The organism is Schlesneria paludicola DSM 18645 (assembly GCF_000255655.1).
In the GTDB taxonomy this organism is placed as follows: domain Bacteria; phylum Planctomycetota; class Planctomycetia; order Planctomycetales; family Planctomycetaceae; genus Schlesneria; species Schlesneria paludicola.
On sequence record NZ_JH636435.1, the window covers coordinates 2,067,978 to 2,081,354 of the forward strand.

The window sequence follows — 13,377 nt, forward strand, 5'->3', positions numbered from 1 at the left end:
ACAAAACTCGTATCGATGAAGGTCGATTTGATGTCCATGGCGGTTGATGAGGGGTCGTTTCGTGCGAATTTCTGTCTTGTTGGGAATGATCGTCGCGGCACTGATCACTCGTTCCGCGCACTGCGACGAACCGCTGCAATTTGACCACGACATCGCGCCGCTGCTCAAACGCCATTGCGTCAAATGCCATGGTCCTTTGAAACACGAAGGCCAGCTGAATCTGTCAACCACTGCAGGTTTGATTCGCGGCGGTGACACGGGAGCGGCAGTCGTTCCGCACGATGTCGACGCCAGCTTGATCTGGCAACGGATCACATCTGACGAGATGCCCCCGGAATCTCCGTTGTCGGCAGCCGACAAAGAGCTCCTCCGAAAATGGATCGCCGCGGGCACACCGGGACTGAAAGCGGGAGCCACCGACGATGTCGAACACTGGTCGTTCCGGCCACTGGCCGCATCGGTTCCTAAGGTTCCCGAAACGAACTCTGCAAACGGCACAGCCGTGAACCCGATCGACCAGTTCCTACTGACAGATCTCGCCCGCGACGGGCTGTCGTTTCTGGCCGAGGCCGATCGCCACACACTCATCCGTCGCATCAGCCTCGATCTCACCGGATTGCCACCCACACCAGACGCGATTCAGGATTTTCTGAACGATCCGCAGCCAGACGCTTATTCGCGGATGGTCGATCGCTTTCTGGCCTCACCGCATTTTGGTGAGCGGTATGGCAAGCTCTGGCTGGACGCCGCGGGCTATGCGGATTCAAACGGATACTTCAATGCCGACACCGATCGCCCCCTGGCTTATCGCTATCGTGACTATGTCATTCGCTCGTTCAATGCCGACAAACCGTTTCATGAATTCCTGCGCGAGCAACTGGCAGGTGACGAAATTGCCCATGTCGCCACACGCATGGGCGAATCCGTGGTTCTTTCTGGACGCCCCGATCCACAGCGCGTCATCGAACTCCTGGAAGCCACGCATTTCCTGCGCAATGGCCAGGACGGCACGGGTGAAAGCGACGGCAATCCCGATGAGGTGCGAGTCGACCGGTACACCGTGCTTGAAACGACGATGCAGAACATCTCGACCGCCGTTCTGGGACTGACTGTCCAATGCGCCAAATGCCATGATCACAAATTTGAACCGATTACCCAGCGCGACTACTACAGCTTTCAAGCCATCTTGATTCCGGCTTTTCCGCCCGAAGACTGGAAGAAACCGAACGAACGCTTCGTCTATGCGCCGTTGCCTGGTGAGCATGAGCGTTGGGAAATTGCCTTGCGCGATGCCGAGCAACGTTCAACAGAATTGCACGACGAACTCGCGAATTGGGTGAAAGCAAACCGCCCCCGTGGTGCGATCCTGTTTGCCGACGGCTTCGACGATCCCCCGGAAGCACTGGCCAATCACTGGAGCAACACCGCTCCTGGCGACGATCAGCCAGGCGGAACCGCGGCCGTCAATCTGAATTCGCGTGAGGCCCCCGCCGCGACAATCGCAGAAGGCCATCTGCAACTCATTGAAGGTGGCCCCGGTGGAGATAAATGGTTGTCGACAAAACAGGCGTTCGACTGGACACCGGATGTTATCGGCGGCTCGATCCAGGTGACATTCGATCTGATCGATCATCATGTCGAAAATTCGCCGCCAGCCGAACGTATCGGCTATTTCTTCGCGCTGCACGACTTCAACAACAATAGTCCGGTGGCCGGTGGCAACATCCTGATTGACGGACATCCCTCGGCGGGCACATCGGTGACGCTGGATTACCCCGGTAGCCAGGCAAAGCCGCTGGGAACGCTCGGGAAAACAGGATACGTACCGGGCCGCAACTACGGCATCCGAATCACCAACCTGGGCGACGGCAAGTACCAGTTACAGCAATTGGTTGACTGGCAGGTCGACGAGCCTGTTCTGAAGCTCAATGAAGCCGATTTGCCCAACGGGGGATTCGGTTTTGAATTCTGCTGTGGCCGCAGCTTCGTCGTTGATAATGTCGTGATCGAAACGTTCGCACCCCATGATGGCAACGATCCACTGGCGATCTTCTTGAAGGAACTCGCCTCGCGACGCCAGCCTCTCGACGAAGCAACAAAAACCAAGACAACTCTGCAGGGAGCGCGTCCGGGAAAGATCTCGTGGACCAGCGACGTCGTCGATCAGCCACCGGTCGCACACCTTTTCGAACGCGGCAGCTTGTCCACCCCGGGCGAAGTCGTGGAACCCGCCGGCTTCAAAGTGCTGGGGGATTTCACAATCGCCGCACCGCACGTCGCGAACGCCTCCGCCGCAACACCAGAACGCGCGACGTCCGGTCGCCGACTCGCCCTGGCCAACTGGTTAACAGCCCCGGATTCCAAACCCGAGGCGCTGATGGCACGCGTCCAGGTCAATCGACTGTGGCAGCATCACTTCGGCCTGGGACTGGTCGCAACCACGGACAACTTTGGATTGAGCGGCCCGGTCCCATCCAATCGCGAGCTCGTCGACTGGCTAGCCGCAGAGTACGTCCGATCGGGATGGAGCACCAAGCAGCTGATCCGTCTGATCACACATTCCGCGGCCTATCGTCAGAAGTCCCACAGATCTGCAGAGGCGGCCAACTCCGCGGTCACAATCGATGCACGACTGCAGCGTGATCCCGACGCGCGACGACTCTCGCGTTTCCCCATCAGACGACTCGACGCCGAAGCGATCCGGGATAGCCTGCTCGTCGCGAGCCATGATTTCGATGACCGGATGTTTGGGCCTTATATTCCCACAGCACGCACGGCCAATGGCGAGACGATTGTCCCCGAAGAAAACCCAGCCGTCCGTCGCCGTTCAATCTACCTTCAACAGAAGCGAACGCAGGTTCACAGCCTGCTTCAAGTCTTCGATGCCCCCAGCATCGTCTTCAACAGCACACGCCGGGCCCGCTCAACCATGCCGCTGCAATCACTGAGCCTGCTCAACTCCGACTTCGTTGTTCGGCGAGCTCAACATCTCGTGAAGTCTCTCGAGGAAATAGAAAACAGCGACTCCGATCGCCTGCACCGCGCCTTCCTGCAGACGACGGGCCGCCCTCCCACAGCGGACGATATTGCCAGCACCACGCGGTTCCTGCATGACCAGGTCGAAGAGTACGGTGCTGAGCCCGACGCGCGGACTCGTGCATGGACCGACTTGTGCCAAATGCTGCTCGTCGAGAACGCTGCACTCTACGTCGACTGAAAGAACGTCACTCACACAGCGTCAATCGGGATTGCTGCGGCCAACGTCTTCGTCCTCGACATCGTTTGTAGGGCGATCATCGTCATCAGACTTTGTGTGATAACTGGCACGCTTGAGTGGCTGGCCTTCGTCACTTTCGGACTCGACCTGTGATCCATATTGAGCCTGCACGACAGAGCCGTCTTCACGCTCCTGATCTGGCTTGAGCTTTTCAAGTTCCGCCTCGCGTTCGCGGGCGACCGAGTGCCCGACGGCATGCCCGGCGATCGCTCCTCCAAGCCCCAGAAGAGGACCAACGAGGAGGTTGGACCCAGAGCTGGTAGGGCCGGTTAAGAGAATTCCGAACCCACCGACGGCTTCCGAGCCGAGGTGCGCATACATCACCTTATAGGTCTCTTTTTCGATCTCCCAGTCGTTTTCCTGCTTGGCATAACCAACAACATCCTTCACCGCCCGCGTCTGCCGCCACACCTTGACGCCAGGAAAATCGTTCACGATGACGGCATAGAATCCTGGATGCTTCTGGCTGTGGATGTCCTTCGCATATGCGGCCTCAAACAGAAGCATCGCGGGAACGTCCGAGTTGACATACAGACTGTTGGTAAACGCATTGTAGCCAGTCCCTCCGAAAACTCGGCCAGGCAGGACGGTGTAACGAACCCAACTGAGCGTGCCTGCGGTATACTTCCAACCGGGGGCGATTCGTTTGTTCTCACGCAGTCGTCGCCATTGCTCGCGCGGAGCGTAGTGATTCACATCGACACAAACATCAGTGATATCGTTCTTCTCTAGATACGTAATCAGCTTCTCAAGCGTTTCGTCCGAGATGTGATGATTATCCACCTTTGAATTGAGCCGCAGGATTTTCGCAGGCGTCCCCAGGATATTTGCCATTCGATCCAAGGTCTTATGCGGCTTGCCGTATTCAACAACAACCGGCTCTGGGTCAATCCCTTCGGAACGATCGGGATGAAATCGACCGTATTGGTACGGACCGTCTGTGGCACACCCGCATGCGACGATCAAGCAACCACACATCGCGGCAACGTTTAAGCTTGCGCGGATGCGAGCGACAGGACGGATCCAGTCCCTTGCCAAACGACGCGGTATTGGGTCAGCGAACCGCGACATGACCAAGGCAAAGGAAATGAACGACAACGAATTCATACAACGAGTCTCTCACGGGCGCGTCATGCAATGAACATGACACCGAGAATTTAATTCGAGCTGGCCGAATGCATGTCAAATCTGAAGGCGAATTCACCTGAAATTCCGTGAACTGCGCTGGCGGGCAGTGCGCGACCGGCAGAAACTGCAGGCAATTTCAATCTGGCCCACAACCTGTTGCCTGATGGATAAACGCGACGGATGCCGTGTGAATGTCAGCAAACGCGTTGCGGCGTTCTCGTTTGAGCGGCCTCCAGATCGACGGGCGACCATCGACTGCGGGCGGCATCCCATCCCGTGTTTTCGTCCCAGCCCGTAAAGACGGCACGCTGTCCCGGACCAACCCAAACGGACTTAGGGTCTGCAGGAGAAGGCCAGTCTTGTCGTCGATCTCGGACGCTCGGTTGAACGAAAAAATCCATTTGATAAGATTCATGCAAGAATTTTTGGTTTTTTTGTCGTCGGCAGGCGACGAGTTACCAGAAGCGACCGGGCCGGCGATGGGTTCGGGGTAGAATGGTTTGATGATGACTGTCCCACAGTTGTCTGAAGCTAAGCGATTCTTTACGTGGAAGTGCCAGGATGAATTCATTTCTTCGTGAATTGTTCAGCCTGATGCTGGGATGTCTCTTGGGACTCCCCCGGCTTCTCGTGGAAGAACTCAACCGGACGCTGAACGGCTGCCGTGAGTTTCTCCGGGTGTGGCTGGATGACTCACAAAACTCGCCTCAGCAGACGATGGCGCCAACGCAATCGTCGGTCGGCCCCCCAGGGGACTGGCTGACATTGGTGCGATCGTGGTTGCGGCCGACACCTCTGGCACGGGTTCGTGTTCCCGCACGCCGCTCAATCCGCTAATTTTTTCGTGATGCCGGGCCAAACTCTCTGAATAGTGACGCAATTCCGATTGCGATCACCCGTCGTCGGCGCGCCCTTCGCCGAACGAATCCTGCGTTTCGCGCGAGGTCCGGACGCTCTGTTTCCAGGATCATGAAGGGCGCTCACGTAATGGAAATTGTCTGGATTCTGGCGAGCCTCGCCGGGGGTGGCGCGGTTGGTTTTTTCGCCGAGCGATTGGTTCGCGGCACGGCGTATAAGTCGCGTGACGAAATTCTTGAATCGGCGAAGCGGGATGGCGAGGCCCTACGCAAAACGGCCGAGTTGACCGCCAAAGAAGAATCGCTCCGGCGACGTGAAGAGGCCGAAAAGGAACTGAATTCGTTCCGCGATGAAATCCGCAATCAAGAACGAAAACTCGACAAACGCGAATCCGGACTGAAAGAACAACAGGACGACATCGCGAAAAAAGAGCGAATGCTGGAAGCCACCCAGTTGAAACTCTCGGAGCGCGGAAAGGTCGTTGACGCCCGCGAAAAAGAACTCGAAAAGATCATCAAGCAAGAGCAGGAGCAGCTCTATAAAATCAGCGGACTCGACCAAAAGACCGCGACCGCCATGTTGATGGATCAACTCGAACGCGAACTGAAAAACGAGACCGGTACGCTGATCCTGAAACACGAAGCCGAACTCAAGCAGCAGTCAGAAAAGCTGGCCCGCGAAATCATCGGCATGTCGATCCAGAAGTACGCGTCGGCACACACGTCCGAAACGACCGTCTCGACCATCGATATCCCGAATGACGAAATGAAAGGCCGCATCATCGGCCGCGAAGGTCGCAATATCCGCGCCTTCGAAAAAGCAACGGGCGTCGATGTGATTGTCGATGACACACCCGGCGTCGTCGTTGTGTCGGCTTTCGACAGCGTTCGCCGCGAAACGGCCAAACAAGCGATGGTCAAGCTGATTCAAGACGGCCGCATCCATCCCACACGCATCGACGAGATTGTGCTCGAAACACAAAAAGAGATGGAAGAATTCATTCGGCGCCAAGGTGCCGAAGCCGCGCAGGAAGCCGACGTCCCCAACCTGCACGAAAAACTCATCGATCTGATGGGCCGGCTGCACTTCCGCACCAGCTACAGCCAGAACGTCTTGCGACACTCAATCGAAGTCGCTCATTTGACCGGCCTGATGGCGGTCCAGCTCGGACTCAACGGAAATCTCGCACGCCGATGTGGCTTCCTGCATGACATCGGCAAGGCCGCCGACCACGAAATGGAAGGAGGACATCCTGCCGTGGGTGCCGAACTTCTCAAACGCTACGGTGAAAAAGGGGAAGTGGTCCACGCCGCCAAGGGGCACCACGACGATATTCGTCCGGAATACATCTACACCGTTCTGGTCGCTGCCGCCGACGCCTGCTCCGCTTCGCGTCCCGGAGCTCGCCGCGAAACGCTTGAAAAATACGTCCGACGGCTGGAAGAGCTCGAAACACTGGCCTGTGGATTCCCAGGGGTAGAACAGGCCTTCGCCGTCCAGGCCGGTCGCGAAATTCGTGTCATCGTGAATCCCGCCGACGTCAACGATCGCGAAGCGGCCAAGCTATGTCGCGATCTGGCAACGTCGATTGAGCAGCAGTTGACCTACCCCGGCGAAGTCAAAGTCACTGTGCTGCGCGAAACGAAAGTCATTGAGTACGCAAAATAGTGAGGGATGATCAACCGGCGCAAGCAAACCATCGTCGAGCATCCCATCGCGGATGCTCGACGAAACGGGGCTGCCCAACCGGTGCGGGATCGCTCGTCATCCGCCAGGATGCACGTAGCGGTCAGCCCCGCAGACACCCGCCAGGAATCGATGAAGATGGTCGACGAAGCGATCGAGTTTCAAACCGTATGCAAACAGGGCGACATTCCAGAAGGGGAAGGGCGGGCGTTTCCGTTAAACGGAACGCTCGTCGCGGTTTTTCTGCGGGATGGCAATTACTTCGCCATCAACGACTCCTGCCCGCACATGGGGGCGTCGCTCGCCTCGGGATACCTTGAGGGTCATGACGTGCTCTGCCCTTGGCACGCCTGGAAATTCTGCATCAAAGACGGCCTGTGGATGGACAATCCTCGGTCGAAGATCAAATCCGAAACCTACGCCGTCCGCGTGGTCGGTGATGAAGTGCAAGTCCAGATCCCTCAGCCCAAACAACCAGCAAACCCACCGTGACAATTTTTCTCGTCTTCGCCAAGACGAAAGCCTCTCTCGTCTTCCTCGATCCCGAGCCCCCGCTTGGGATCGCCTCTTGTAATCACGGATTCTGCCGATCAAGAAAATGACCTGAGCAATCTTGCGAAGCGTTCCCAAGCGGGAGCTTGGGAACGAGAGAAAAGCGCATCTGGTCCATTGCACCTCGAGAAATTGCGATCCGGAACCCACCTCAACGGCCCCCAACACGAGTACCCACCGCCATGTCCGACTCGTCTGAATCTGTCCAGCGTGCCTCCAGCCCCACCCAAGAACACGCCTTTCGCAATGGTCCCCGCATCACCGCAATTGAAACGTTAATCCCAACGGACATCATGAGCGGCCTGTTGCTCCTGCGAATCCACACCGACGCGGGAACAGTCGGCGGCGAAACGGTCATCGGACACGGCGAAACGTATTACATTCCACACGCTGTGGCCTCGACACTGCACGACTGGATGTCACGGCGATTGCTGGGCGCCGACGCCACGGCAATCGAAAGCCATTGGCGTTTTCTGTACGAACGCGGCACCGCCTTCGGCGTTCGTGGCTGTGAACTTCGGGCCTTGAGCGCGATCGATCTGGCGTTGTGGGATATTCTGGGCCAACTCACTCAACAGCCTGTCTGGAAACTGCTTGGCGGTCCGGTCCGTGACAGAATCCCGGTCTACAACAGTTGCGGCGGCCCGACGTATGGCCGTCGCCCCCATTTCGCCGAAGGGGCCAAAGAACCTGCGACATCCGGTTGGCCCGGGCATGGCGACCTGGGAAAACCCGGACCGCTTGAAGACAACTACAATAGCGCGCATCACCCCGGCGATCTGGCCGAGGAACTGCTGAGCGAAGGCTACACCGCCATGAAGCTGTGGTCGCTCGACCAGGTCTACAAGCAGCATGGAGGTCATCGTATCAGTTGGGGCGATCTCGAAGAGGGACTTCGTCCATTTCGAGAAATACGCGAGCGCGTCGGCTTGAAGATGGAAGTCATGCTCGACGGCCACGGCTTCTTCTCGTTGCCCGCCGCCCTGCGAATCGCCGAAGCCATGCGCGAGCTGAAACCACTTTGGCTGGAAGACGTCATTCGCCCTGACTGCGTGGATACCATTGCCGATTTTCGTGATCGAGCCGGCGTCCCTATCGCGGTCAGTGAAATGCTCGTCAGCCGTGAAGAGTACCGGCTGGTCTTGCAGCGACGCGCTGCAGACTATGCCATGATCGACCCCACGTGGGTTGGTGGAATCAGCGAAACACGCCGCGCCGCTGAATTGGCGCAGGCATTCAACATCCCGTCGTTGATGCACGACTGTACGGGCCCCCTGACCCTGTTCGCCGGCCTGCACGTGACGGCCGCCTGTGCAGCGGTCACGTATCAGGAAACCGTGCGAGCCCACATTCGCACACTTTACCCACTGCTGATCGACCAACCACCGAAAGTGGAGGCCGGGCACATCGCCCTGCCAACGCGTCCCGGCTTGGGTGTCCGACTGTTGGACGAACTGTTCACCCCCGACCACCCCGGCTACCGAATCACGCGGCTCTGAAAATCGAAACGGAACGATCTGTCGCTACACAGTGAAGAATGGGGATTTACCCTCAAATCCTCTGTACGACTTGGGGGAATGACAGTACGTATTCGGTCCATTCGGAATAGTGCAACGTACGAAACAATAACTCGTTAAAGCGACTCCGCGACAATTGCTCGAATTCGGCGGTCTGTGGCTTAGACGCTCAGTCGTGCTGTCGTGTAAACTTCGCACGCGGGTCCTCCCACACTCCTGGGAAAAACGACGTAGTCTTCGGTTGTCCACGGACTTTTGGGAATCCAACCTGTGAATTTAGCATTGATCGCCTGGAAGAGTATCCGCGAACGAGGATTGGCGTCGTTGCTGACTGGGCTCAGTGTCGCGCTCGGTGTGATGCTGATGGTTGCGGTTCTCATCATCCATGGCATTCTGCAAAATACGTTCAGCCAGCGTTCCATTAATTACGACTTGATCGTGGGGCCCAAGGGATCGCCACTGCAGTTGGTACTCAGCACGGTCTACCACGTCAGCCCCCCCATCGCCAATTTGCCCTACCAGTTCTATCTGGACTTGAAAGAGAACAAGCGCATCAAGGTCGCAATTCCCATCGCGATGGGTGACACGACCGAGCAGGGCGGGTTTCCGATTGTCGGGACTGTTCCCGAATTCTTCGAAGTCGAGTACGCCCCCAAACGCCCGTTTATGGTGCTGGACCCCAAGGGGCACGGATTTCGCCTTCCGTTCGATGCCTATATTGGCTCAAGAGTGGCCAGAGAGAATAACTGGACGATCGGCTCAAAGCTGAAGCTCGTTCACGGCGGCGCGGAAACGGGCCATGTGCATAACGAAGAGTTCGAAGTCGTCGGCATCCTGGCTCCAACCGGCACTCCACATGACAAGACAGTCTATGTGAACATGGACGGCTTCTATCAAATCCAGGGCCACGATAAGCCACTGGACGAAGCGATCACGCGCGAGGACGAATTCTATCGCCGACCAAAGCGATCCCCCGAAGAATTGGCCGCGGAAATCGCCCGAATCGAAAAGAAGTTTCCGAAACACGACCACTCTGCACACGCAGGTCATGAAGACCACAACCACATTCACGCATTGCCTGCCGTACAAAAGGAAGTGACTTCGATTCTGCTTCAGTGCCAGTCGCCGATTGTTGCCAGTTTGCTTTCCGCCGATATGCGGCGTGGCTATCAAGCGGAAGCCGTGAATCCTGTCGTGCCGATGCAGCAATTGATGAACGAAGTTTTGGGGCCGGTGCGGTCACTGCTGCTCGTGATGACCTCCCTGATCGTACTCGTTTCCGGAATTGGTATTTTCGTCAGCATCTACAACTCGATGTCTGCTCGTCGACGCGAAATCGCCATCATGCGTGCGTTGGGTGCTCAACGGCAGACCGTGTTGTCAATCGTCTTGTTGGAGTCCACAATCCTGTGCCTGGGCGGTGGAGTCCTCGGTCTGTTGCTGGGTCATGCCATCGTCTTCATCGCGAGACCGATTGTCGAAGTCAGAACAGGGCTGATCATCAATCCATTCGAGTTCTCGCCGTATGAATTCATCCTGTTCCCCGTCTTGCTGGTTCTGGGAATTCTGGTCGGTTTCTTGCCGGGGATGACGGCATACCGCACCGACGTTGCCGAATCGTTGAGCAGCTAGCGGCACAGCGACGTCGGCCTGACAGGGACAATTCGAATTGACGTCGCGTCAGGGTGTCGATACGAACAGAGATCCTGTCCGGCCACGTTTTGGCAATTCCCCTTCGGTTGGAGACACGTCATGGCCTCGGCTTCTCCCGGCAAACGAATCTGGAAGTGCCCCGAATGTGGTCGTGATGTTGAGCTGTCGGTGACACAACTCGATCCAATCGCCTGCGACGCCTGCCTGCCCAAACTGCGTGGAGGCAGTTCATCGGCAACACCGGGCCTGACTGACGTCGTCACGGCTCCGCTCGGAATGTGGCAGAGCCTGTCCGACACCACCAAGCTGGCGATCGTGGTCGTCGCACTCGTTGCCGGCTTGATAATAGGATATCTCGTCGGCTCGTCTGTCGGTGCCTCGTCCAAATCCCGTTCTTTCGCAACGCACTCCGCAGCGCCAGTGCGCGAAAACCGAACGGCGCCCAAGACCGAGCCGACACCGGACGAGGACGATTCCCCGTCGATGAATGATCGGGAAACTCGTCCCGAAGCTCCCGGACCAGACTATCACTGGGTCAAAGGTCGTCTGCGCAAAGACGGGTCACGGGGTGAGGGGCATTGGGCGAAAAACCCCACCTCGAAGGGCAACGGTACTCCGGCGTCAAAGTAACCGCCAAGCGGCATCGGGTTTCCGTCGTGATCAGAACCGCGCAACTCGTAGTGGTTGACGTTCACTGATGGGCTCCGTACCGTGACGAGCCTTTGCGAATTTCTCTGCCGCTATGGGAGATGCCGATGTCGAGCGATCTTTCTCAAACTCCCAATTCCGCCCGGCCTACGAATGTACGTTATCTCGTACTGACCGTCGCCACGCTCATGTCGGTCCTGCTGTATCTGGACCGCTTCGCGGTCAATATCGCGGCGGAGTACATCCGTGCCGACCTGCGGATGACGAAAACACAAATGGCCTGGTTTATCAGTGCCTTCTTTTGGTCGTATGCGTTGTGTCAGGTCCCCGCGGGATGGCTGAGCGACCGTTTCGGCTCGCGGACCATGCTCACCGTCTACATCCTTGCCTGGTCGGCCGTTACGGCCTGGATCGGTGCCGCACATGCCGTCTGGATGATGCTGTGGCTGCGTTTGCTCTGTGGAGCCACTCAGGCCGGTGCCTACCCGACCGCAGCGGGTCTGATCCGTCAATGGTTTCCCATGTCGTTTCGCGGTACGGCGAGCTCCATCGTGGCGCTCGGCGGCCGAATTGGTGCAGTATTGGCTCCAGTGCTGACCGCCTGGATGATTGTCTGGTTCGTATCAGGTCGGCCCGAACCAAAATTGGAAGTGAGCGACATTCTCAATGAACGGTCGTTCCTGGCACAGTTTGATCCCGGACGCAGCTTCGATTCGACGAAGGACCTGGATCATCAACGACATCAGTTTGCCACATCAATCCTGGGAAAATTAGACGCAAGTCAAAACGAGACTCTCTCGAAAGCAGCCCATCAAGCCGACATTGAGCTGCAAACGATCGTCGCTGCCGCCAATTCCACGAAGCCCCAAACATTTGATCTTCGAGATTGGTTTCCGATCCCGTCAGACAAAGATGCGACCGCCACGTTCGGTCAAAGCACAGAAATGGCAACGTTGATCGACGTCATCGCCGCTCGGATGCCGAGCGACCATTTCACGAATCACATCACGCCCCCCTTGAAACTCTCTCAGCGGGGCACAGCGCTGCTTGATCAACACGCCAGCGGCAAGTCACTCACAGACGAGGAGACGATCCGCCTGAATCGTTTCGCTCTCGAAAGCCTGTTTCCAACGGAGATTCGTAAAGCCCAAGGGCAGGGCTGGCGACCGACAATGATGCTGTACGGGGCGATTGGAATCGTCATCGCGCTTGCCTTTGGCCTGATTGCACGCAACTCACCTCTGCAACATTCGTGGACGAATGAATCCGAACGAAACCTGATCCTCGGCGAAACATCCCAGACAGTCGCGGCAACCGAACCTCAAAAAACGGTCTTCCCCTGGCGTGCGTTCATGACAGACCTCAGTCTCTGGGGCAATAGCCTGTCCCAGTTCACGACGAATATCGGCTGGTTGTTCATCGTCGTCTCGCTGCCGACGTATCTCGGCGAGATTCATGACGTGCCGCTGGTGACGAAGGGAATCATGACGGCCTTTCCGAGTGGGATGGGAATCCTCGGAATGATTTGTGGCGGACGCTGGACCGACTGGGCGGCCAAACGGTTTGGTTTGAAATGGGGCCGCCGCCTGCCGCTCTCGGTGTCGCGATTCACGGCGGCCGCCAGTTATGCGGCGTGTCTGCTGATCAGCGTTCTGATCCCGCCCGACCCCCACAAGGAATGGCTGCCTTGGCTGTATGTCATCGCACTATCCTTTGTTGCCGCGTCCACCGACTTCGGCATGCCCGCCGTTTGGGCCTACGCACAAGACGTCGGCGGCCGCTATACGGCATCTATTCTCGGCTGGGGGAATATGTGGGGGAACCTGGGTGCAGCCGTCGCCCCGCTGATTTACAATCTTTGTCTGGGCGAACATCCTGGGGTTGCGAACTGGAACCTGGTCTTTGCAGCCTGTTGCGGCATCTTTGTGTTGTCAGGCCTGTTTGGCCTGCTGGTCGACGCAACCAAACCACTGGGTGTGAAACGATCTGCAGCCTGATGACAAATTCGTGCTGACAAGCAAACTGCGGAATCGCTCGTGAGTCGTCTCACGGTCCGAC

10 protein-coding genes are annotated in these 13,377 nt (G+C 57.4%); 8 read left to right on the top strand and 2 right to left on the bottom strand.

Features of this window, described 5'->3' with window-relative positions; genetic code table 11:
* The first annotated feature begins 61 nt into the window (after positions 1–61).
* Entirely contained in the window at positions 62–3,217 is a 3,156-nt protein-coding gene (locus tag OSO_RS0126410) for a PSD1 and planctomycete cytochrome C domain-containing protein (protein WP_010586030.1), read from the top strand.
* A 21-nt stretch (positions 3,218–3,238) separates the two neighbouring features.
* On the opposite strand, the gene OSO_RS48595 is transcribed toward OSO_RS0126410, so the two are convergent.
* Positions 3,239–4,255, bottom strand: coding sequence for a hypothetical protein (locus OSO_RS48595; protein ID WP_157605460.1), 1,017 nt, complete (start codon positions 4,253–4,255; stop codon positions 3,239–3,241).
* A 344-nt stretch (positions 4,256–4,599) separates the two neighbouring features.
* Positions 4,600–4,806 (bottom strand): hypothetical protein, encoded by a 207-nt coding sequence (locus OSO_RS0126425; protein ID WP_157605461.1) that lies wholly within the window; start codon positions 4,804–4,806, stop codon positions 4,600–4,602.
* Between the two features lie 160 nt (positions 4,807–4,966).
* Here OSO_RS0126425 and OSO_RS0126435 point away from each other — a divergent pair, with 160 nt between their 5' ends.
* The 7 genes from OSO_RS0126435 to OSO_RS48600 all read left to right on the top strand — a co-directional run bounded on the left by OSO_RS0126435 (position 4,967) and on the right by OSO_RS48600 (position 13,316).
* Positions 4,967–5,242, top strand: a complete 276-nt coding sequence (locus OSO_RS0126435; RefSeq protein ID WP_010586033.1) for a hypothetical protein — start codon at positions 4,967–4,969, stop codon at positions 5,240–5,242.
* Positions 5,243–5,392: 150 nt separating this feature from the next.
* A complete protein-coding gene (rny, locus tag OSO_RS0126445) occupies positions 5,393–6,931 on the top strand; it encodes a ribonuclease Y (RefSeq protein WP_010586034.1) in 1,539 nt (512 codons plus the stop codon).
* A 6-nt stretch (positions 6,932–6,937) separates the two neighbouring features.
* Positions 6,938–7,441, top strand: a complete 504-nt coding sequence (locus OSO_RS0126450; RefSeq protein ID WP_010586035.1) for a Rieske (2Fe-2S) protein — start codon at positions 6,938–6,940, stop codon at positions 7,439–7,441.
* Between the two features lie 242 nt (positions 7,442–7,683).
* On the top strand, positions 7,684–9,000 hold the full coding sequence (locus tag OSO_RS0126455) for a mandelate racemase/muconate lactonizing enzyme family protein (RefSeq protein WP_010586036.1): 1,317 nt from the start codon (positions 7,684–7,686) through the stop codon (positions 8,998–9,000).
* A gap of 288 nt (positions 9,001–9,288) precedes the next feature.
* Entirely contained in the window at positions 9,289–10,650 is a 1,362-nt protein-coding gene (locus OSO_RS0126460) for an ABC transporter permease (RefSeq protein WP_010586037.1), read from the top strand.
* Positions 10,651–10,770: 120 nt separating this feature from the next.
* Entirely contained in the window at positions 10,771–11,301 is a 531-nt protein-coding gene (locus OSO_RS0126465; RefSeq protein ID WP_010586038.1) for a hypothetical protein, read from the top strand.
* 125 nt (positions 11,302–11,426) lie between these two features.
* Positions 11,427–13,316 (top strand): nitrate/nitrite transporter, encoded by a 1,890-nt coding sequence (locus tag OSO_RS48600; protein WP_010586039.1) that lies wholly within the window; start codon positions 11,427–11,429, stop codon positions 13,314–13,316.
* Positions 13,317–13,377 lie beyond the last annotated feature (61 nt).